At 67.4% G+C, this 21534-nt stretch carries 19 protein-coding genes, 2 tRNA genes and 1 riboswitch; of the genes, 19 read left to right on the top strand and 2 right to left on the bottom strand.

Annotation, left to right across the window (positions count from 1 at the left end):
* Together QRM96_RS00335 and ndk are read left to right on the top strand one after the other, a co-directional pair.
* Positions 1 to 456, top strand: coding sequence for a DUF4233 domain-containing protein (locus QRM96_RS00335; RefSeq protein ID WP_285317914.1), 456 nt, complete (start codon positions 1 to 3; stop codon positions 454 to 456).
* Positions 457 to 503: 47 nt separating this feature from the next.
* Positions 504 to 923: a nucleoside-diphosphate kinase gene (gene ndk / locus QRM96_RS00340; protein ID WP_018761571.1), complete on the top strand. Its 420-nt coding sequence runs from the start codon at positions 504 to 506 to the stop codon at positions 921 to 923.
* Positions 924 to 986: 63 nt separating this feature from the next.
* Here ndk and QRM96_RS00345 read toward each other — a convergent pair whose 3' ends face one another.
* Positions 987 to 1655, bottom strand: a complete 669-nt coding sequence (locus QRM96_RS00345; protein ID WP_018761570.1) for a vitamin K epoxide reductase family protein — start codon at positions 1653 to 1655, stop codon at positions 987 to 989.
* A gap of 436 nt (positions 1656 to 2091) precedes the next feature.
* Between QRM96_RS00345 and QRM96_RS00350 the strand changes: the two genes are divergently transcribed.
* From QRM96_RS00350 to mctP, 15 genes are all read left to right on the top strand, one after another.
* On the top strand, positions 2092 to 5484 hold the full coding sequence (locus QRM96_RS00350; RefSeq protein ID WP_285317915.1) for an Rne/Rng family ribonuclease: 3393 nt from the start codon (positions 2092 to 2094) through the stop codon (positions 5482 to 5484).
* A 150-nt stretch (positions 5485 to 5634) separates the two neighbouring features.
* Positions 5635 to 5732, top strand: a riboswitch (TPP riboswitch).
* Positions 5733 to 5739: 7 nt separating this feature from the next.
* Positions 5740 to 7260: a bifunctional hydroxymethylpyrimidine kinase/phosphomethylpyrimidine kinase gene (thiD, locus tag QRM96_RS00355; protein WP_285318352.1), complete on the top strand. Its 1521-nt coding sequence runs from the start codon at positions 5740 to 5742 to the stop codon at positions 7258 to 7260.
* Positions 7261 to 7524: 264 nt separating this feature from the next.
* Entirely contained in the window at positions 7525 to 7833 is a 309-nt protein-coding gene (gene rplU, locus QRM96_RS00360) for a 50S ribosomal protein L21 (protein WP_018761567.1), read from the top strand.
* Between the two features lie 61 nt (positions 7834 to 7894).
* Positions 7895 to 8158: a 50S ribosomal protein L27 gene (rpmA, locus tag QRM96_RS00365; protein ID WP_009372867.1), complete on the top strand. Its 264-nt coding sequence runs from the start codon at positions 7895 to 7897 to the stop codon at positions 8156 to 8158.
* Positions 8159 to 8275: 117 nt separating this feature from the next.
* Positions 8276 to 9865 carry a GTPase ObgE gene (gene obgE, locus QRM96_RS00370; RefSeq protein WP_109044463.1) on the top strand — a complete coding sequence of 530 codons (1590 nt, stop codon included), beginning with the start codon at positions 8276 to 8278 and terminating at the stop codon, positions 9863 to 9865.
* Entirely contained in the window at positions 9855 to 11036 is a 1182-nt protein-coding gene (gene proB / locus QRM96_RS00375; protein ID WP_109044464.1) for a glutamate 5-kinase, read from the top strand. Before obgE ends, proB begins: the two co-directional genes overlap by 11 nt.
* Positions 11033 to 12397, top strand: coding sequence for a glutamate-5-semialdehyde dehydrogenase (locus QRM96_RS00380; RefSeq protein WP_285317917.1), 1365 nt, complete (start codon positions 11033 to 11035; stop codon positions 12395 to 12397). The genes proB and QRM96_RS00380 overlap by 4 nt, the downstream gene beginning before the upstream one ends.
* Positions 12398 to 12477: 80 nt before the next feature.
* Positions 12478 to 12717, top strand: a complete 240-nt coding sequence (locus QRM96_RS00385) for a hypothetical protein (protein WP_018761563.1) — start codon at positions 12478 to 12480, stop codon at positions 12715 to 12717.
* A 55-nt stretch (positions 12718 to 12772) separates the two neighbouring features.
* Positions 12773 to 13387, top strand: coding sequence for a nicotinate-nucleotide adenylyltransferase (gene nadD, locus QRM96_RS00390; RefSeq protein WP_018761562.1), 615 nt, complete (start codon positions 12773 to 12775; stop codon positions 13385 to 13387).
* A 7-nt stretch (positions 13388 to 13394) separates the two neighbouring features.
* Positions 13395 to 14684, top strand: a complete 1290-nt coding sequence (locus QRM96_RS00395) for a hypothetical protein (protein ID WP_133831664.1) — start codon at positions 13395 to 13397, stop codon at positions 14682 to 14684.
* A 43-nt stretch (positions 14685 to 14727) separates the two neighbouring features.
* Positions 14728 to 15129 carry a ribosome silencing factor gene (gene rsfS, locus QRM96_RS00400; protein ID WP_026264528.1) on the top strand — a complete coding sequence of 134 codons (402 nt, stop codon included), beginning with the start codon at positions 14728 to 14730 and terminating at the stop codon, positions 15127 to 15129.
* A 117-nt stretch (positions 15130 to 15246) separates the two neighbouring features.
* Positions 15247 to 15319 (top strand) — tRNA-Ala (locus QRM96_RS00405).
* Positions 15320 to 15514: 195 nt separating this feature from the next.
* Positions 15515 to 15587 (top strand) — tRNA-Ala (locus tag QRM96_RS00410).
* A 204-nt stretch (positions 15588 to 15791) separates the two neighbouring features.
* Positions 15792 to 16169: a DUF3311 domain-containing protein gene (locus QRM96_RS00415; protein ID WP_018761559.1), complete on the top strand. Its 378-nt coding sequence runs from the start codon at positions 15792 to 15794 to the stop codon at positions 16167 to 16169.
* Positions 16166 to 17842 carry a monocarboxylate uptake permease MctP gene (gene mctP / locus QRM96_RS00420; RefSeq protein WP_018761558.1) on the top strand — a complete coding sequence of 559 codons (1677 nt, stop codon included), beginning with the start codon at positions 16166 to 16168 and terminating at the stop codon, positions 17840 to 17842. Before QRM96_RS00415 ends, mctP begins: the two co-directional genes overlap by 4 nt.
* A gap of 20 nt (positions 17843 to 17862) precedes the next feature.
* On the opposite strand, the gene QRM96_RS00425 is transcribed toward mctP, so the two are convergent.
* Complete coding sequence (locus tag QRM96_RS00425; RefSeq protein WP_018761557.1) at positions 17863 to 19185, bottom strand: class I SAM-dependent methyltransferase; 1323 nt, start codon at positions 19183 to 19185, stop codon at positions 17863 to 17865.
* 46 nt (positions 19186 to 19231) lie between these two features.
* On the opposite strand from QRM96_RS00425, the gene QRM96_RS00430 reads away from it, so the two are divergent.
* Together QRM96_RS00430 and QRM96_RS00435 are read left to right on the top strand one after the other, a co-directional pair.
* Entirely contained in the window at positions 19232 to 20314 is a 1083-nt protein-coding gene (locus QRM96_RS00430; RefSeq protein WP_285317920.1) for an FAD-dependent oxidoreductase, read from the top strand.
* Positions 20315 to 20364: 50 nt separating this feature from the next.
* Positions 20365 to 21522, top strand: coding sequence for a class I SAM-dependent methyltransferase (locus tag QRM96_RS00435; protein ID WP_285317921.1), 1158 nt, complete (start codon positions 20365 to 20367; stop codon positions 21520 to 21522).
* Positions 21523 to 21534: the final 12 nt, after the last annotated feature.

The following is a 21534-nucleotide window of genomic DNA, read 5'->3' on the forward strand; positions in this document are numbered from 1 at the left end:
ATGGCCAGACTGACAAGGGCACAGCGCGAGTGGCGCCCCGGGATGCCAAAGAAGCGCCGCTCCACCAAGGTCATGTTTGCCTCCACGGTGCTGCTCCTGGAAGCGTTCGTCATGTTTTTCGCCACCCTCGCGGTGTTCGGCCTGCGCCGGGAGGAGTTCCCGCCCGCCCTCATTTTGGGCGTGGGCCTTGCCCTGAGCGCCGTCATGGTGGTGGCCTGTGCGGTCCTCAATAAGCCTTGGGGGGTGGCGCTGGGGTGGATCCTGCAGGTCATCCTGATCCTGACCGGCATCTTTGAGCCGGCCATGTTCCTGGTGGGCGCCCTGTTCGCCATCGCCTGGTGGTACGGCATCCGCACGGGCATCCGGCTTGACCGTGAAGCTGCGCAGCGCGCCCGCGAGCAAGCTGAATGGGAAGCCTCCCACCCGGACCAGGCCGCCGGCCCGGCCCAGCCATAGTCCCCGTAGACTTGACCTGAAACCCCACCCGAACCATTGGAGCAGTTGTGACCACAGAGCGCACCCTCGTCCTGATCAAGCCCGACGGCGTCGCCCGTAACCTGACCGGCGCCATCCTGGCCCGGATCGAAGCCAAAGGCTACAGCCTTGTTGAGCTGAAGAAGGTTGACGCCACCCGCGAACTGCTGGAGCAGCACTACGAAGAGCACGTGGGCAAGCCCTTTTACGAGCCGCTGGTGGAGTTCATGCTCAGCGGCCCGGTCGTGGCAGCCATCTTCGAAGGCCACCGCGTCATCGAAGGCTTCCGTTCACTGGCCGGGACCACCGATCCCACCACGGCGGCGCCGGGCACCATCCGCGGCGACTTCGGCCGCGACTGGGGCCTGAAGGTCCAGCAGAACCTGGTGCACGGCTCGGACTCCACCGAATCCGCCGGGCGCGAGATCAAGATCTGGTTCCAGGGCTGACAGGCCCCGGAACAGAAAGAAGCCCTTGGTTCTTCGGAACCAAGGGCTTCTTTCGTCTGCGGCCTAGAAGCCGGAGGTACCTGCGAACACCTGGATGAACGCAAAAAAGATGGTGGCGATGACGGCAACATACAGCAGCGCCGTGATGATCCAGCCGGAGTCACCGAGGATGCGGGTTGCCCGGGCGGGCAGGGGGATCACTCCTGCTGTGATGTTCCTGATGGTGGTCCAGACGAAGAGCGGGATCATGGCCGACCACACGATCATGCAGAACGGGCACAGGATGTGGATGGAGTACAGGGCCTGGGACCACAGCCACACGACGAATGCGAAGCCCAGCGTGACGCCCGCCTGCAGGCCAACCCAGTACCAGCGGGCGAAGGTGGCGCCGGCGAGCAGGGCCATGCCTACGGTAATGATGATGGCGAAGGCCACGATTCCGATGAACATGTTGGGGAACCCGAACAGTGAACTCTGCCAGGTCTGCATGACCTGGCCGCATGAGATCCACGGATTCACATCGCAGACGGTGGTGTGGTTGGGGTCCTTGAGAACCTCGAGCTTCTCCAGGACAAGGGTTCCGGAGGCAAGCCATCCCACAATTCCAGTGATGACCAGAAGCCAGCCGAACGGCCGGTTCCGGGTCATCCGGGGAAGGTTTTCGGCAGCAGCGGTGCGCGGCGCAACGGCTCGATCGCTTTCGTGGGCGCTGACGGGGGAGATGCTGGGCATGGGTGTGGCGTCCTTTTCATCCGGTGCTCCTGTGCCTGATTGTAACGCCGGTGGCTGGTCCCGCCACCCAGGAAGGCAGGAGCAGCGCGGGCCTCCGCGGCGATCCGGCCCGGGTATGAGAGAATGAACGTGGCTGGAAGCCGATCCACATTCGGACTCCGGTCCGGTGGTTTGTTCCCAAGACCGCCAATGATGAGCAGGGCAGGCTTCGGAATTCTCCGGCACTCCCGCGACTCCATTGAGCGGCACCTGGTTGTGGCACGCAGAACAACGGGTTTCAGAACATCCACCGGCTCCTGTGGGCTGCCGCACCCCAATGACGGTGCGAACCCGGGAGCATCCATTTGACTTCTGTCAACGCCTGCGGGTTTTGACAATATGTGCCCCAATGGGTGCCGGATGTGGCGGTACGTCAGGGGCAGGAGTGTAGCCACATATGGATATTGATCGAGAACTGGCCGTTAACGACGAAGCAGTGGCCCCGGAGGCCGCTGCTGCACCGAAGAGGGCTCCAAGGGTCCGGCGCAAGGCGGCGCCCAAGGCTGCCGAAGCCGTAGCGGACGAAGCTGCCGCACCAGAGCCTGCGACCGACGCGCCGGTGGAAGAACCAGCCGCGGAGAAGAAGGCCCCGGCCCGCCGCACCCGCGCCCGGAAGAAAGCCGACGCCGCCGAACCCCTGCCCGCGTTCGCCGACGACGCTGCGTCCACCACCGCCGCAGCCGTTGCCGCAGTTGAGGTATCCGCACCGGCGCCGGCCGATGAGGGCCCGGCTGCCGGCCCCGCCCCGGATGCCGCGGCGGACGTCGAAACGAAGCCTGTGCGCCGCCGTCGGGTAGCCACCCGCAAGGTCGCTTCCCCGGCTCCGGCCCCGGAAACTGCAGCGGCGGAAGCTGCTGCCGCCGCTCCGGTGCAGGACGCCGTGGAGGAAACCGCATCGGAGGAAACCCCCGAGGCGTCTGTTGCTGCCCCGGAAGCCGCCGCCCCCGCCGTCGAGGAGGTCCCGCAGGCGCCGGTGCAGGCACAGGAGCCCGCCGCCGCACCTGCAGCTCCCGAGGCCGGAAGCGACGCCGCGTCCACGGCGGCAGCAAGCCCCTTTGGTTCGCTGTTCCTGGAACCAGGTTCCCCCACGTCAGTCCTCTTCCAGGCGCCGGACCTGAGCACCGTGGTCCGCCCCGCGACGCCCGCGGCGGAGGACGCCGACGAAGAAGAGGCCGACGACGCAGACGATTCCGCCAGCCGCCGCCGGCGCCGCAGCCGTGGCCGCCGTGGCCGCAGCCGCATCGGCGAGCGGACAGATGAAGACGTCGAGGGCGGCACCGGTGACGCCGATGCCGAAGACGAAGCCGACGAGGACGCCAACGGCCCACTGGAAGACGGCGTGACCTCCCGCCGTCGCCGCCGCCGCCGCCGCGGTGACCAGGACCTGGAGTTGACCGGTGGGGAAGGCGACGATCCGCCCAACACGGTGACGAGGGTCCGTGCGCCGCGCGCGGTCAGCGAAGCGCCGGTCAACAACCGGGTCACCAGCGTCAAGGGCTCCACCCGCCTTGAGGCCAAGAAGCAGCGCCGCCGCGAATCCCGCGATACCGGCCGCCGCCGCACCGTGATCACCGAAGCCGAGTTCCTGGCCCGCCGCGAATCCGTGGACCGCCAGATGATCGTCCGGCAGCGCGACGACAGAATCCAGATCGGCGTCCTCGAAGACGGCGTCCTGGCCGAGCACTTCGTGTCCAAGACCCAGCAGGACTCGTTGATCGGCAACGTCTACCTGGGCAAGGTCCAGAACGTGCTGCCGTCCATGGAAGCTGCTTTCGTGGACATCGGACGCGGCCGCAACGCCGTGCTCTACGCCGGCGAGGTCAACTGGGAAGCCGTCAACCTCGAGGGCAAGCAGCGCCGGATCGAAAACGCCCTGAAGTCCGGCGACACTGTCCTGGTCCAGGTGACCAAGGACCCAGTGGGCCACAAGGGCGCCCGCCTCACCAGCCAGATCTCCTTGCCCGGACGCTACCTGGTGTACGTGCCCGGCGGCTCCATGACCGGCATTTCCCGCAAACTGCCGGACGTCGAACGCAACCGCCTCAAGCGCATCCTCAAGGACCGCCTCCCCGAACACGCCGGTGTCATCGTCCGCACCGCCGCAGAGGGCGCCTCCGAAGAGGAACTCACGCACGACATCAACCGGCTGCGCGCACAATGGGAAGGCATCGAAAGCCAGTCCACCTCCACCAAGGTCCTCGCCCCCGAACTGCTGTACGGCGAACCTGACCTGACCATCAAGGTGGTCCGCGACGTCTTCAACGAGGACTTCTCCAAGCTGATCGTCTCCGGCGAGGAAGCCTGGGACACCATCGAGGCCTACGTCACCTACGTCGCCCCGGACCTGGTGGGCCGCCTCGAGAAATGGACCAAGGACCAGGACATCTTCTCCGCCTGGCGGATCGATGAGCAGATCCACAAGGCACTCGAGCGCAAGGTGTTCCTGCCCTCCGGCGGATCCCTGGTCATCGACCGGACCGAAGCCATGACCGTGGTGGACGTCAACACCGGCAAGTTCACCGGCAGCGGCGGCAACCTCGAGGAAACCGTCACCAAGAACAACCTCGAAGCTGCCGAGGAAGTGGTGCGCCAGCTGAGGCTGCGCGATATTGGCGGCATCATCGTGATCGACTTCATCGACATGGTGCTCGAATCCAACCGGGACCTGGTCCTGCGCCGCCTCGTCGAGTGCCTGGGCCGCGACCGGACCAAGCACCAGGTTGCCGAGGTCACGTCCCTGGGCCTGGTCCAGATGACCCGCAAGCGCATGGGCACGGGCCTGCTGGAAGTCTTCGGCGAGCAATGCGAGGCGTGTGCCGGACGCGGCGTCGTGACCCACGACGATCCCGTGGAGCACCGCCGCGCCAACATCGTGGCGGCCGAACACCACGTCCAGCGCGCCGACAACCGTCCCGAAGCCCGCGGGGAGGCCCACCGCCCCGACGGACAGCGGACCGATGCCGGCCAGCCCGGTGCACGCCCCGAGCGGAAACGCCGCCGTGGACGCGGCGGCCAGCAGGCCGAGGCAGTACCGGCGCCGGCAGTGCACGTGCACACTGTGCAGCCGGATCCCAGTGACGCCGAGCGGCACGCCAAGGCTGAAGCCACCCGGCTCGCGTTGGCCAACATCGCCGCGGCGGCCCACGCGGCGCACCTCCACGACGACGAGCTGGCAGCTGCCCGGCACGCGCCGGCAGAGCAGGCTACGGCCCCGCAAGCACCGGTCCAGCCTGCACCGGCAGCTGACGGGGAAAAGCACGACGCCGATACGCACGGGCGTCCCGCGGCGGTCCTGACGTTCGGCGGCGAGAAAGTCCCGCTTCCGTTCGTGGAGCACGCGGAGGATCAGCAGCCCAAGCCCGCCCTGACGCTGGACCGGCTCGCGGAAGCATTCGCGCACCTCGGCCAGCCGGTTTCCGCCGTCGAGGACGCTCCAAAAAATCCTGCAGCGGCTGAACCGGCACCGGAACAGGCCGCACAGGAGCCCCGGCCGCAGGGCGGCGAAGCCCCTTCGCGGGCCGCGGAAGCACCGGCTGAAAAGGACTACTCCGACCACACGCTGGAGCAGACAAGGCAGCGCAGGCCGCGCCGCCACCGGGCCGCCAGCCGAGCCCAGGGCGCCGCGAACGAAACCGCCGTCCAGCACCATGAGAACGTCCAAGCCGCAACTACCGGGCACTCACACGCAGCCAAGGCCCCCGAGCCCGCGAACCAGCAGCCTGCTGATAGCGGCAAGCGTTCCGAGGAACCCATCATCCTCGGCGTGGGCGTCCCGGCTTCGGAGCTCTAAATTCCGGCAAGCCACGGCGTCGAAAGGTGAAGTCCCCGTCTCGTGGACCATTCCCCCCGAAAGTACAGGGGGAACAGTCCACGGGGCGGGGACTTCCTGCATCTGGCCGCTGTCACCTTTAGCCGGGCACCGCGCCACCGGCTAGGCTGGGAAACCGACACGGGGTGCCGCGCAGAAGGCCGGCTGAGATCCACACCCGTTGAACCTGTCCGGCTAGTACCGGCGAAGGGATGTCTGTTGTCTTCGACCCTCTCCATGCCCCTGCCAAGTGCCTCCACTGACGCCTCCGGCACCCCTGCGGGCCGCGACATCCCACGGGTCCTCTCCATTGCGGGCTCGGATCCATCCGGCGGAGCAGGAGTCCAAGCGGACCTGAAGAGCATTGCAGCGCACGGCGGATATGGCATGGCCGCCATCACGGCACTGACGGCGCAAAATACCCGTGGCGTTGTGGCCGTCCACGTCCCGCCTGCTGCGTTCCTGGCGCAGCAGCTCGATGCCGTCAGCGACGACATCACCATCGACGCCGTCAAGATCGGCATGCTCGGCGACGAAGCGGTGATCCGCACGGTCCAGCAATGGCTCGACAAGGTGCGTCCCGCCGTCGTAGTCCTGGACCCGGTGATGGTGGCCACCAGCGGCGACCGCCTGCTGAAGGAAACCGCCGAAGCCGCCCTCCGCGACCTGCTCCCGCTTGCCCACCTCATCACCCCCAACCTGCCCGAACTGGCCATGCTGGTGGGCGAAGAGCCAGCGGGGGACTGGGAAGGTGCGCTGGACCAGGGCAGGCGCCTGGCGGATGCCACCGGCGCCACCGTCCTGGTAAAAGGCGGACACCTGTCAGGCGAAGGCTGCCCGGACGCCCTGGTGAACACCGCCGGTGTGCTGGCCCGGGACGTGGTGGAAGTGCCCGGCCCCCGCGTCAACACCCGCAACAGCCACGGGACGGGTTGTTCGCTGTCCTCTGCCATGGCCACGGTCCAGGCCCGGTTGGGCGACTGGGAAGGGGCGCTGCGGACGGTCAAGCCCTGGCTGGCCGGAGCGCTTGAGGATTCCGGCAGGCTGGAGGTCGGCCACGGGAACGGGCCCGTGCACCACTTCCACCATGTGCGGCCCCACCTGCCGGAAGGCGGCTTCGCGGCCAGGCTCTGGGCCGAAGCCCGGCAGGACCTGGCGGATATTTACGCCCTGGACTTCATCCAAGGCCTGGTCTCCGGCGAACTGGCGGAAAAGGACTTTGCCTACTATCTGGCCCAGGACGCCCAATACCTCAACGGCTACTCCCGGGTCCTGGCCCGTGCCAGTGCCCTGGCCCCCTCCGAAGAGGAGCAGCTGTTCTGGGCAGGCTCGGCCCGGCAGTGCCTGGAGGTTGAATCGGAACTGCACCGCTCATGGCTCAGCACCCGGCCCGGGCAGACGGGCCTGGGACCCGTCACCAAGTCCTACGTCGACCACCTCACAGCCGTCTCGGCGTCGGGCAGCTATGCCGTCCTTGCCGCCGCCGTCCTGCCCTGCTTCTGGCTCTACGCCGAGGTTGGCAGGACACTGCACGCCCGGTTCCTCGCGGCGGGCGAACCGGACGGGCACGCCTACGCCGCGTGGCTCCGCACCTATGCCGACGAGGGCTTCGCCGAGGCCACCCGGCAGGCCATCGCCATGGTGGATGCGGCCGGACGGAAGGCCTCCGACCATGAACAGGCCGCCATGGTCACGGCGTTCAAGCAGTCCTGCCGGCTCGAAGTGGAATTCTTCGACGCGCCGCGCATTCACTCCTGACGCCCAACGGCGGCGCCCCGGCTACAATGGATACGCACGGTTGCGGCGCTGCATGCCATGCTGTGGTTACTATCACAGCCGGCCCTCCGGAACCAGCCTCATTTGCGGCTGGAGACGGATTTAGCGTATTCTGGATCTTCGGTGCTTACGCCAACACTTGGGTTATGACCCCACGGCGTTGAGGCACAGCGAGAAACCAGGCTTTTATTGAGTCGGTTCCGCACGCAAATTTTGTTATAAACGTCGAGAGAAGTGAGTTCCCAAGTGGTGTACGCGATTGTCCGCGCAGGCGGCCGCCAAGAGAAGGTTTCCGTTGGAGACTTCGTTACCCTGAACCGCGTCGCCGGTGGAGCCGGCAGCACCATTGAGCTGCCCGCACTGCTCCTGGTTGACGGTGACAAGGTCACCTCCGCAGCCAAGGACCTGGCCAAGGTAACTGTTACGGCTGAAATCCTCCAGGACCTGCGTGGTCCTAAGATTGTCATCCAGAAGTTCAAGAACAAGACCGGCTACAAGAAGCGCCAGGGTCACCGCCAGGAACTGACCAAGGTCAAGATCACCGGCATCAAGTAACCACCGGTTACTGTTCAGGCATTTCAACAGATTCCCCAGAATTTAGAGGCAGGCATTTCAGATGGCACATAAAAAGGGCGCGAGCTCCACTCGCAACGGTCGCGATTCCAACGCACAGTACCTCGGCGTCAAGCGCTTCGGCGGCCAGGTCGTTTCCGCAGGCGAGATCATCGTCCGCCAGCGTGGCACCCACTTCCACCCGGGAGCCGGCGTAGGCCGCGGCGGTGACGACACCCTGTTCGCACTGACCCCGGGCGCCGTTGAATTCGGCACCCGCCGCGGACGTCGCGTGGTCAACATCGTTGCTGCTGCAGCCGCAGAGTAACAACCAGTTTTGAAGCGGTGGAGCGGGCCTGAGGGCCCGCTCCACTGTTCTTTTAACCGCATTACAATCGTTGTGGCGTCCCCGGGCGCCGCTTGAACAGCATCTGAGGAGATCCACGTGGCCAGCTTTGTAGACCGGGTAGTACTGCATGTATCCGGCGGTACCGGCGGCCATGGATGCGTTTCCGTCCACCGTGAGAAGTTCAAGCCCCTTGGCGGGCCCGACGGCGGTAACGGCGGCAACGGCGGCGACGTGATCCTCCGGGTGGACCACCAGACCACCACCCTCCTCGACTACCACCACGCGCCGCACCGGCACGCCAGCAACGGCGGACCCGGCATGGGCGACTGGCGCGGCGGCAAGAACGGCGAAACCCTGGTCCTTCCCGTTCCGGACGGCACCGTGGTCAAGTCCAAGGACGGCACCGTTCTGGCCGATCTGGTGGGTGAAGGCACCGAATATGTGGCCGCCGCCGGCGGCATCGGCGGACTCGGCAACGCAGCCCTGTCCTCCCAGAAACGCCGTGCTCCCGGTTTTGCCCTGCTGGGAATCGAAGGCGAATCCCGCGACGTGGTCTTGGAACTGAAGTCCATTGCAGACATCGCGCTGGTGGGATTCCCGTCCGCTGGCAAGTCCAGCCTGATCGCCGCGATGTCTGCCGCCCGGCCCAAGATCGCCGATTACCCCTTCACCACCCTCATCCCCAACCTGGGCGTCGTCCAGGCAGGCGACGTCCGCTTCACGATTGCCGATGTCCCCGGCCTGATTGAAGGCGCCAGCGAAGGCAAGGGCCTCGGGCACAACTTCCTGCGCCACGTTGAGCGCTGCGCCGCCCTGGTGCATGTGCTCGACTGCGGCACGCTCGAATCCGACCGCGATCCACTCTCGGACCTCGCAATCATCGAAGGCGAACTCGAAAAGTACGCGGTGGACATGAGCTACGCAGGCTCCGACGGCCAAGTGGTCCCCCTCAACCACCGCCCCCGCCTCGTCGCACTGAACAAAGTGGACCTGCCCGACGGCAAGGACATGGCAGAATTCGTGCGCCCGGAACTGGAATCGCGCGGCTACCGCGTCTTCGAGGTCTCCGCCACCAGCCACGAGGGCCTGCGCCAGCTCGGCTTCGCAATGGCCGAAATCGTCCAAGCCGCCCGCGACGCCGTCGCGGCCGAACCTCCCAAGGTCCAGCCGGTCGTGCTCCGGCCGCGCGCCGTCAATGAAACCGGGTTCAAGATCCGCCGCGAGGAAAAGAACCTGGAGCCGCTGTTCCGTGTCCTCGGCGAGAAGCCCGAGCGCTGGGTCAAGCAGACCGACTTCACCAACGAGGAAGCCATCGGCTACCTTGCCGACCGGCTGGCCAAGCTGGGCGTGGAAACCGAACTGTTCAAGCAGGGCGCCAAGCCGGGGGATACGGTGGTCATTGGCGAGGACGACGGCGTTGTCTTCGACTGGGAGCCCACCATGATGGCAGGCGCGGAACTCCTGGCTTCACCCCGTGGCACGGACGTCCGGTTCGCCGATATCGGCGACCGCCCCACCCGCAGCCAGAAGCGTGAGGAACAGCAGGAACGCCGCGACGCCAAAGCCGCCGCCCGTGCCGAACTCGAGGCCGAGCGCAAAGCCGGTATCTGGACCGAGTCCGTCAGCGGACGCCGTGCTGCCCGCCCCGTCCAGGACAGTGGAATGGAAGCGGACGATGACCTCTAGGGTCGTGGACGCGGCGCCGGTTGCGGGCTCCGCGGACAGAAGCCTGCTGGCAGATGCCCGCCGCATCGTGGTGAAGGTGGGGTCCTCCTCACTGACCAGCATCAAGGGCGGCATTTCCGAGGAGTCGCTCACCGCGCTGGCCGACGCCCTCGCCGCCAAGCGCAACGCGGGTGCCGAAATCATCCTGGTATCCTCCGGCGCCATCGCCGCCGGGTTGGCCCCGCTGGGGTTGGAAAAGCGTCCCCGGGACCTGGCCACCCAGCAGGCGGCGGCCAGCGTGGGCCAGGGCCTCCTGATGGCCCGGTACACCCAGGCGTTTGGCGCCCACGGCGTCACTGTCAGCCAGGTCCTGCTTACGGCCGAGGACCTGATGCGCCGCAGCCAGCACACCAACGCCCTCCGCGCCATGGACCGGCTGCTCAGCCTCGGAGTGGTCCCCGTCGTGAACGAAAACGACACCGTGGCCACCCACGAGATCCGCTTCGGCGACAACGACCGGCTCGCCGCCCTGGTGGCACACTTGGTGCGCGCCGACGCGCTTGTGCTGCTGTCCGACGTCGACGCCCTCTACGACGGTCCGCCGGCCCACGGTGCCAAGCGCATCCCGCTGGTCACCGGAGCGCAGGACCTCGAGGGCGTGTCCATTGGCAAAGCAGGCAAGGCCGGGGTGGGCACCGGAGGAATGATGACCAAGGTGGAAGCCGCCAGCATGGCGGCAGGCTCCGGCATCCACGCGCTGGTGACATCCACGCCCAACGCCGCCGCCGCCCTGAACGGCGAGGACGTTGGCACCTGGTTCTCCGTGAACGGCTCGCGCAAGCCCGTCCGCCTCCTCTGGCTGGCACATGTCGCGTCCGTGCAGGGCCGCCTGGTCCTGGACGACGGCGCGGTGCGGGCCGTGCGCCACCATCACACGTCCTTGCTGCCGGCGGGCATCTCGGCGGTGCATGGCGACTTTGAAGCGGGCGACGCCGTCGAACTGGCCGGTGCCGACGGCACCGTAGTTGCCCGGGGACTGGTGAACTACTCATCCCAGGAGCTGCCGCACATGCTGGGGCGCTCCACGAGGGAGCTGGGCGAGGAACTCGGCAGCGGCTATGACCGCGAAGTTGTTCATGTAGATGACCTGGTGCTGGTCCAGGCCCCCGGCTCGCCTAAACTTGGACTATGACTGACGCCCTGATCCACGCTGCCGTTGATACCGGAACCACTGCTGACCACGCGCAGCCGGGCCCGGCGGCAGGACAGGAGGCAGGGGTGCCGGCCGCCGCAGCGGACGTCGAAGCGGCAGTCCACGCCATCGCGGACCGATCCCGCCACGCCGCCCGCAGCATGGCCACCGCCAACCGGGCATGGAAGGACCGCGGCCTCCGGGCCGTGGGCGCGGCCCTGCAGGAGAACGTGCAGGCAATCCTCGCAGCCAATGCCATGGATGTCCGGCGCGGCCGGGACAACGGCACCTCCAAAGCGCTCCTGGACCGGCTCACCCTCACCGAAAGCCGTGTTGACGGCCTGGTGGCGGCCCTCGAGAACCTGGCCAACCTCCCGGACCCCGTGGGCAACGTTGTCCGCGGCCAAACCCTCCCCAACGGACTGCGCCTCCGCCAGGTCAACGTGCCCATGGGCGTTGTGGCAGCCATTTACGAAGCACGCCCCAACGTCACTGTGGACATCGCCGGCCTGGCGCTCAAGAGCGGCAACGCCGTCATCCTGCGCGGCGGCAGTGCAGCAGAAGCCACCAACCAGGTCCTGGTGCGGGTACTGCGCGAAGCCCTCGAATCCGTAGGCCTGCCGGCCGACGCCGTCCAGACCGTGGACCAGTTCGGCCGCGCCGGCGCCAATGTCCTGATGAAGGCCCGCGGCCGGGTGGACGTGTTGATTCCCCGCGGCGGCCGCGACCTCATCCAGACGGTGGTGACCAATTCCGCCGTGCCGGTCATCGAGACGGGAGAGGGAAACGTCCACATCTTCCTGGACGAATCCGCGGACGAGACCATGGCGGTGGAGATCCTGCTCAACGCCAAGACCCAGCGGCCCAGCGTCTGCAACACCGTCGAAACCCTGCTGGTCCACTCCGGCGCGACCGTGCTGCCCGCCGTCGCAACAGCCCTTCGAAACGCCGGGGTCCGATTGCATGTGGACCAACGGATCGGTGCAGCCTTGCCCGCCGGGATCGACGCGGAGCCGGCCACGGACGAAGACTGGGCCACGGAATACATGGACCTGGACCTTGCCGTGGCCATGGTGGACAGCCTCGACGAAGCCGTGCAGCACATCCGCACATGGTCCACGGGCCACACCGAAGCGATCCTCACCAACAACCTCGCCAACGCTGAACGGTTCATCGCAGAGGTGGATTCCGCAGCGGTCATCGTCAACGCCTCCACACGCTTTACCGACGGCGGTGAACTCGGCCTGGGCGCCGAGGTGGGGATCTCCACCCAGAAGCTGCACGCCCGCGGCCCGATGGGACTGACCGAGCTGACCACCACGAAGTGGATTGTCCAGGGCGAAGGCCAGGTCCGCGGGTAGCAACGCGGTAACATAGACCAGAACCTTAGAAAGCAGCGGAAGGTTCCGCTGCCTGAAAATCCTTGACCATAGGGGAGAAAATGCTGCTCCAGCAGATCGTCACGTCCATCGCCGCGGCAGGCGACGCAGCCCATGAGGAGCCCGCCCCGCTGCTGGCAGAGCCGTGGGTCTTCGGCGTGTCAATGTTCGCCATCCTGGTGGTCCTGATGTTCATCACGCTGTCCTACAACAACCTGGGCAACCGGCACGCGGCCACCGAAGAGCACGCGGATCCGCACCGCCAGCACCCCAACAAGCACGATCGCGGGCAGGGCCACTAACATTTCGCACAACCTGCACCGCAATGGTGCCCGGGGAAGGCTGCGGCTTGGTGTCATGGGTGGGACGTTCGATCCCATCCACCATGGGCACCTGGTGGCGGCCAGCGAGGTCGCGGCCGAATTCGACCTCGACGAAGTGGTCTTCGTGCCTACCGGGCAGCCATGGCAAAAGTCCCATAAACAGGTCAGCGAGCCTGAGCACCGTTACCTGATGACCGTGATCGCCACGGCCTCCAATCCACGTTTCACCGTCAGCAGGGTCGACGTGGACCGGCCGGGTCCCACGTACACCATCGACACCCTGCGCGACCTCCGGGCCCAGCGGCCGGACGCCGACTTGTTCTTCATCACGGGTGCTGACGCCTTGGCGCAAATCCTGTCCTGGAAAGACATTGACGAGCTCTGGTCGCTGGCCCACTTCGTGGGAGTCACCCGCCCGGGGCACGTCCTGGACGGGATGGGCCGTAAGGACGTCAGTCTCCTGGAAGTGCCTGCCATGGCCATTTCGTCCACGGATTGCCGTGCCCGCGTGGCAGCGAACCATCCGGTGTGGTATCTGGTCCCGGACGGGGTGGTGCAGTACATCGCCAAGTACGACCTCTATGCCGATCCGCCGGCAGGCGCGGATGAACCACTTTCCGAAGCACGCGAACCAGCCAGTACTGAATGAGTTCTCAATGAGTCAGGAACAGCCTCCCATCCGCAGCCGCCGGGAACTCCGGAAGGCCAGGGACGCCCAACAGGGCACCCCGGCCATCACGGAGCAACGCCCGCCTGCCGCGAATCGGCCGGCCGAGGGTGCGCCCGAACCTGCCAGGCGGGCACCTGCCGCGCAGGACCCTGCGGTCCGCCCTGCCTCGACCGCAAGCGCCGAGCCTGCCGCGCGTCCAGAGGCTGTTCCAAGCCAGTCGGCCCCCCAGCGCTCATCCCAGATCCGTGCCCGCGACCGCGCCGCATTGCGCACCATCAAGGAGCTCGAAGAGAAGGAGGGGCAGCTGTCCGCCGGCGGTCCGCCCACCCGGCGCCAGCTGCGGTTGCAGCAGCTCAAGGAGCAGGCACTGACGGCCGCCAATCCAGTGGTTCCACCCGCGGCCGGCCCAACCTCCCCGCCGGCCGCCGGAGCTCCTGCGCCCACAGCCAAGCCCGCCGGCGGAAAGAACAGTGCGCCAGGTGACACCGTCAACCCGGGACCTACGACGGAAGCCGGCAGTTCCGCCCCGGACGGCATGACCGTGGAGCAGGCCTTGGAAGCACGGGCCCTCATCGCCGCACAGGCGCGGAACCAGATCGCCAAAATGGAGCACATCGCCTCCCAGGACCCCGAAGCGGTGGACCCGGAAATCCTCGCCGAACAGATCGCGCTGGCCGAGAGGGCCGCTGTCATGAACCGGCGGGCGATGGCCCGGCAAAAACTCGCCGAACAGGCGGGAGGCCAGGCCCAAGCCGCAGATCCCGCGAAGCAGGCAGCGGCTGCGGGCACCCAGGACAAATCCGGCCCATCCACCGCCAGCAACCTTGCCATGGTCACGCCGCTTGAGTTCGTCCAGGTGCCCGGCGTGGAGCGCCCGGTGATGAAACCGCCGGCAACTTCGCATGTTCCGGTCACCACCCGGCCCGGTACGAAGGTCCAGGCGGGCGGCAAACGCCGGCCGGCAGCCCGTACCAAAGCAGCGCCAGCCGAGTCCGGCACCGGCCGGTCCCAGGTGATTGCCAGGGCCGAAGCGGCCGCAAAGGCGGCCGGCCGGCCCAAACCGGCTGCACGGCCGGAGGGCCAGTCCGAAGACCTCTTCGAAGACCTGCCCCGGGTACCCGCACGGTCCGCCTACGGCCTTGATCCGCTGGACGCCGCAACAGCAGGGCTCAGCAGGGCGCGCCGCAACCGGGTCCTCCAGTTCTGCATCCTCGCGTTCGGGATCCTGGCACTGGTTGCCGGCATCATCCTGATCGTCACCGGCATGTCCCGCTGATCCCACCAGCGGCAACAAACACTTAACCCAAACAAGGAGTCCCGTGACTGCAACACAAACGTCCATCGCCATGGCCCGTACGGCCGCCAAGGCTGCCGCTGACAAGATAGCCCACGACATCGTGGCCCTTGACGTGAGCGAACGGCTGGCCCTGGCCGACGTCTTCCTCATCGCCTCTGCACCCAGCGAACGCCAGGTCAACGCAATCGTGGACGGCATCGAGGAAGAACTTGCCAAGCAGGACCTCCGCCCGGTGCGCCGCGAGGGCCGCTCCGGTGGCCGGTGGGTGCTCCTGGATTACTCGGACATCGTCATCCACGTCCAGCACGAGGAAGACCGCGTGTTCTACGCCCTCGAGCGGCTCTGGAAGGACTGCCCGGTGGTGGACCTGCAGCTCGGCGACGACGTCCCCGCCCAAGCCGGTGCGGCGGCCGACGGCGAGTAGGCGAGACGCCAGATCCGTGAATATTCCCGATTTGGAATTTTCGGAATTGCTGTTCTAAGATATTTGAGTTGCTTCGGGGGAGACCCCGAACAAAGCTTCTCGGAGCGGCAACATTCCGGGGCTGTGGCGCAGCTGGTAGCGCACCTGCATGGCATGCAGGGGGTCAGGGGTTCGAGTCCCCTCAGCTCCACCGGACATCCGCCGGAACCATCACGGTTCCGGCGGATTTTTTGTTCTGCGTTGTTCGCGGCAGCCGCCGGGGCAGCTTTCGGCGGTGGTCCATCGCCGCCGGTGCTGCAGGAAAAGCCCGATTGGCGTCCAGCGGAAAAGTGCATTACTCTGGTCAGGTTGCTCCGGGGAAATCAACCGAAGGAACGCGAAGTACGGGGCTGTGGCGCAGCTGGTAGCGCACCTGCATGGCATGCAGGGGGTCAGGGGTTCGAGTCCCCTCAGCTCCACCGTGCAAAGTAGGAAAAAGGGAACCATCACCTGGTGATGGTTCCCTTTTCCATTGCTCCCTGGAAGCGGGCCGGCCCCGTTGCAAAACCCTTCCCGCGCAGGTCAAACCGGCGTACAACTGATCATGGAGGGCACAGCGTCCCGCCGCTGGTCTTCATTCACCAGAGTCCAGCCCCGGGACGTCGCTGACGAGGAGGTCGCAGATGTCCCAGGCGAATGAGTCCGGTTACGGTGCGAATGGCGAAGGGGTTCCCCACGGGACGCCGCTGTCGCGTGATACAGCCATCCGGGGACCGGCCAGGCCGGCTCCGTATATCGGGGCCGGCCTCCTGCTGGCGGCAGCCATTCTCCTCCCGCTGATGCCGCAGCTGTACTCCTTTGACGCACCCCGGCTGGGCGGCATGCCGTTTTTCTACTGGTACCAGCTGGCGTGGGTGCCAATTTCCGCCGTGCTGACCGGCACAGCCTATTGGCTGGTCACCAGGGAAGACCGACGACGGCGGGCTGAAGCACGGGCCGGCGGCCCGCCGAGGGCGGGTGGCGCCTCCGCCCGGCCCGGCCGGGGAGGGGACCGGCCATGAACGGGCGCGAAATCAACTGGACCGCCCTGGTCATCGTTGTGCTGCTGTTCGTCGTCGTGGCCGTGATGGGGTTCCTCGCTGCCAAGTGGCGGCGCGGAACCGAAGTGGAGGGCCTGCACAGCCTTGACGAGTGGGGCCTGGGCGGCCGCGGGTTCGGAACCTGGATCACCTGGTTCCTGCTGGGCGGTGACCTTTACACCGCCTACACCTTTGTGGCGGTCCCGGCGGCCATGTGGGCCACGGGCGCGGTCAGCGGCTTCTTCGCCGTCCCCTACACGATCGTCCTCTACCCGATCATCTTCATCATCATGAGCCGGCTGTGGTCGGTCTCCCACCGCCACGGCTACGTCACCTCGGCCGACTTCGTGGGCGGCCGGTACGGCAGCCGCTGGCTTTCCCTGGCGGTGGCAGTCACCGGAATCGTAGCCACCATGCCGTATATCGCGCTGCAGCTTGTCGGCATCAAGGCGGTGCTCACGGTCCTGGGCCTGGGCAGCTCCGGCAACGTGCTGTTGACCGACCTGCCATTGATCCTGGCTTTCGTGGTCCTGGCCGCCTACACGTACACCTCGGGGCTGCGTGCACCGGCGATGATCGCCGTGGTCAAGGACCTGCTGATCTACCTCGCCGTCATCGTGGCCGTGATCTACCTGCCCATCAAGTTTGGTGGCTGGGACACGATCTTCAATTCCGCGCAGGCCAAACTGGGCACCGTCAACCAGGCCACGGGCAAGCCGGCCGGCGTCTTCATTCCAGGCGCCGCCAACTACTCCGCATACTGGTCACTCGCCCTTGGTTCAGCCATGGCACTGTTCATGTACCCGCACTCCGTGACGGCCGTGCTGGCCTCGAAGGCACGGAACACCATCCGCCGCAACGCCGCGATCCTCCCGCTGTATTCGCTGATGCTCGGCTTCCTGGCCCTGCTGGGATTCGTGGCCATCCAGGCCGGGACCAAGCCCATCGACCTGGATGGATCGGTCAACCCGCAGCTGGTGGTCCCTCAGTTGTTCCTTGACCACTTCCCGGCCTGGTTCGCGGGAATCGCGCTGGCCGCCATCGCCATCGGTGCCCTGGTGCCGGCAGCGATCATGTCGATCGCCGCCGCGAACATGTTCACCCGCAACATCTACCGCGACTTCATCCGGCCCGACGTGGACGCCAGGACCGAAGCGAAAGTATCCAAGATCGTCTCCCTGGTGGTGAAGGTGGGCGCATTGGTCTTCGTCATCGCCATGGACCAGTCCGCCGCCATCAACATGCAGCTGCTGGGCGGCATCTGGATCCTGCAAACGTTCCCGGCGGTAGTGGCCGGCCTGTACACCCGCTGGTTCGACCGGTGGGCCCTCCTGGCCGGCTGGGCAGTGGGCATCGTATTCGGAACAGTCTCCGCCTATAACGTGGTCAACCCTGTCACCAAGGCGCACTTTGGTGGCTCGGTGGCCGCCTTCCCGGGGACGGACTTCAGCGTGTACATCGCGGTGTCCGCGTTCGCGCTCAACCTGGTGGTCGCCGTCGTCCTGACCGTGGTGCTGCGGGCACTGAAGGTCCGGACGGGGGAGGACCTGACGCGGCCCACGGACTACGCCGCCGATGAGACCGACCCGAAGGTCGTGCAGATCGAGCAGACCCAGCATTACACCCAGCCGGGCGGCCCGTCGCCAGTGGCCTAGCCGCCCATCCGGGCCTGGTGTCACAACCAGTCGTGGCGGCGCAGTGGCGGCTCAGCCCCGCCCGGCCGGCGGGCAAGGACCTGGTTGACGCCGGTCAGCCCGTTTTCGAAGCCCAGGGCGCTGGCCGCCATGTAGAGGCGCCATACCCTGGCGCGCCCCGCCCCGGCGAGGGCTACCGCTTCGTCCCAGTTCTCTTCCAGCCGCCGGACCCAGGCCCGGAGGGTCAGGGCATAGTGGCGGCGGAGGGCCTCGACGTCGAGGACTTCGAACCGGGCTGTTTCCAAGGCGGCCACCATCTCGCCCAGGCTGATCATTTCCCCATCGGGGAAAACGTACCGGGGAATGAACGAGTCGGGATCGGGGCTGGTGGGGCCGGCATTCCAGGAGATGGCGTGGTTCAGCAGCCGGCCGCCGGGCTTGAGCAGCCCGAAGAGCGCTGCGGCGTAGGCGGGGGTCTGGGCCCGGCCCACGTGCTCGGACATGCCGATGGAGCTGATGGCGTCGAACGGTCCGTCGTGCACATCCCGGTAGTCCTGCACCCGGATCTCCACGCTGCCGGTGAGGCCGGCATCTGCAGCCCGCTTGGCGGCCAGGGCGGCCTGTTCCGTCGACAGCGTCACCCCCACCACGCTGACCCCGTACCTGGCGGCCGCGTGGAGGGCGAAGCTGCCCCAGCCGCACCCCACGTCCAGGACCCGCATCCCGGGCTGGAGGCCCAGTTTGCGGCAGACCAGGTCCAGTTTGGCCTCCTGCGCGGCGTCCAGGCCCACGTCCGGCGCCTGCGGATCCGGCGCACCGGCGGCCGGCCATACCGCGCAGGAATAGACCATGGAGGATCCCAGCACCAGGGCATAGAAATCATTGCCGACGTCGTAGTGATGGGAGATGGCGGCAGAATCCCGGCCCCGGGAATGCATCCGGCCCTTCCGTGCAATGCGGGCCTCCTCCGGCGGCGGAACCGGGTTGGGACCTACCGCGCCCAGCCTGACCGCAGTCCGTGCCAGCAGCAACAGTTCGCGGGCAGTGGGCGGACGGAAGGGGCCGGGCTCGGCAAACTTCCCTGCCGAGCTCAGTGCCCCGAAGGCCGCGAACACGTCTCCCGGAGCGTCGATCTCACCCGCTACATACGCCCGGCTCAGTCCCAGTTGCCCCGGTGACCACAGCATCCGCCGGAGTGCCCGGCGGGACCTGAACTCCAGGACCGGGGCGTCCGCGGGCCCGGCCTCGGAGCCATCCCAGGCCCTCAGGCGCAAGGGGATCCGATCCGTCCCCAGCACCACCCCCAACGCTGTTGCCAGCCGGTCAGCATGTCCCGTGGCCTTGGTGGCTCCCGCAGTGTCCATGGGCCCACCCTAAGGCTGTGCTGCCCTCCGCGACTATCATTGGGGAGTGATTCCTGAGCCGACCGATGTGGTGGTCATCGGGGCGGGCCAGGCCGGCCTGTCCGCCGCCTACCACCTGCAGCGCCGGGGATTCGATTTTGCGGTGCTCGACGCCGAGGACGGTCCGGGCGGTGCCTGGCGGCATCGGTGGAAGAGCCTGCGCATGGCAACGGTCAACGGAATCAGCGACCTGCCGGGGATCCCCAAACCGGACGTCGATCCAACCGAGCCCAGCTCCCAATTCCTGACCCGCTACTTTGGCGGCTACGAGGCCGCCCTGGGCCTTGCCGTGCACCGGCCCGTCAAAGTGCGTGCTGTCCGGCGGGAAGACGAGGACCCAGCCGGACGGCTGAGGGTGGAGACGTCCGACGGCGTCTGGAGCGCCAGGGCCCTCATCAACGCCACCGGCACCTGGAGCCGCCCGTTCTGGCCCATCTACCCGGGCCGGTCCTCATTCCGCGGCCGCCAGCTGCACGTTGCCGACTACGTCTCCGCCGCTGAATTCACGGGCAAGCACGTGATTGTGGTGGGCGGCGGCATCTCCGCCGTCGGCCTGCTGGACGAGATTTCCCGGGTGACGTCCACCAGCTGGTTCACGCGCCGGGAACCGGTCTGGCGGGACGCCCCTTTCGATGCCCGGGCCGGGCACGACGCAGTGGCCCTGGTGGAGGACCGTGTCCGCCGGGGCCTCCCGCCGCAAAGCGTCGTATCGGCGACCGGACTAATCTGGACTCCGGCGCTCCGCGCAGCACGGGAGCGCGGCGTCCTTGACCGGCAGCCCATGTTCACGTCCATCGAACCGGACGGAGTCCGCCGCGCCGATGGCAGTTTCCTGAAGGCGGACGTCATCCTGTGGGCCACCGGCTTCAGGGCCGAACTGGAACACCTTGCCCCGCTCCACCTCCGCGGACCGGGCGGCGGGATCGCGATGGAAGGAACCCAGGTGGCAGCTGAGCCGCGCGTCCACCTGGTGGGCTACGGTCCGTCGTCGTCCACCATCGGCGCCAACCGGGCCGGCCGGGCTGCAGTGGCAGCCATCGCGGCACTGCCCGGGATGGCTCCGGCGGCGGAAACGGTAACGTGGGGGTGACTCCGGGGAACCCGGGGCCGGCACGGACGACAGAAGGCGGCAGGACAGCGGTGGCAGCACATACCCTGGCGGAGATTTTCGATGTCCTGCGCCGGCGGCCCGATGTTGAAGCGCCCAACCTCCACGCCTGGGACGCCACGGACCGGCTGCTCCTGGACACCGCTGTGCAGCTTGGCCGGTCCGGCAGCACCATTGCCGTCATCGGTGACCGTTACGGCGCCCTGACCTTGGGCGCCTCCGCAGTCCTCGCCCCGGCCTCCCTGCGCGTGCACCAGGACCTGGTGACGGGGGAGCGGGCGCTGCGGTTGAACGCCGCGCAATGCGACGCACAGTTGCCGGGATACGCCGGTGACGGCACGGAGTTCGTCCAGCTGCCCCTCGGGCCTGAGCTCCTGGCAGGCGCGGAAACTGTCCTGCTGCAACTGCCCAAGACCCTGGCGGAGCTGGAGGAGATTGCGGCTGCCGTCGCCCGCCATGCGGCCCCCGGGGTGCTGCTGCTGGCCGGCGGCAGGGTCAAACACATGTCCCTGGGCATGAACGCGGTCCTGGAACGCTTTTTCGCGTCCGTCCAGCCGCAGCTCGCCCGGCAAAAGTCGCGGCTGGTCCTGGCCGCCGGACCAAAGCCGGCCGCACCGCCACGCTTTCCGGTGGTGGAGCACCTCGCTGAGCTGGACCTTGACGTTGCCGCCCACGGCGCTGTCTTCGCCGGCGCCAAACTGGACATCGGCACCCGATTCCTGCTGACGTTCCTGCCCGCCATGAAACCGGCACGGCACGCCGTCGACCTCGGCTGCGGCACCGGCATCCTCGCCGCCATGTACGCCCGCCAGTTCCCTGGCGCCGCCGTGACGGCCACCGACCAGTCCGCGGCCGCCGTGCAGTCGGCCCTCGCCACCGCACGGGCGAACGGCCTGGCGGACCGGATCACTGTCTTGCAGGATGACGCGCTCAGTACCTTCCCCGACGGCGCTGCCGATGCCGTCCTGCTGAACCCGCCCTTCCACGTTGGCGCCGGCGTCCACGCGGGCGCCGGGATCAAGATGATCGAGGCGGCAGGACGCGTCATGGCCGCCGGCGGGGAGCTGTGGACGGTCTTCAACCGGCACCTTGCCTACCTGCCGGCGCTGGAACGGCACGTCGGACCCACCGTCGTGGAAGGCATGAATCCTAAATTCACCGTCACGCGAAGCGTCCGCCGTCCCCGCTGATCCGGGCCGGCG

Source organism: Pseudarthrobacter sp. lyk4-40-TYG-27 (assembly GCF_030209295.1).
Lineage (GTDB): Bacteria > Actinomycetota > Actinomycetes > Actinomycetales > Micrococcaceae > Arthrobacter.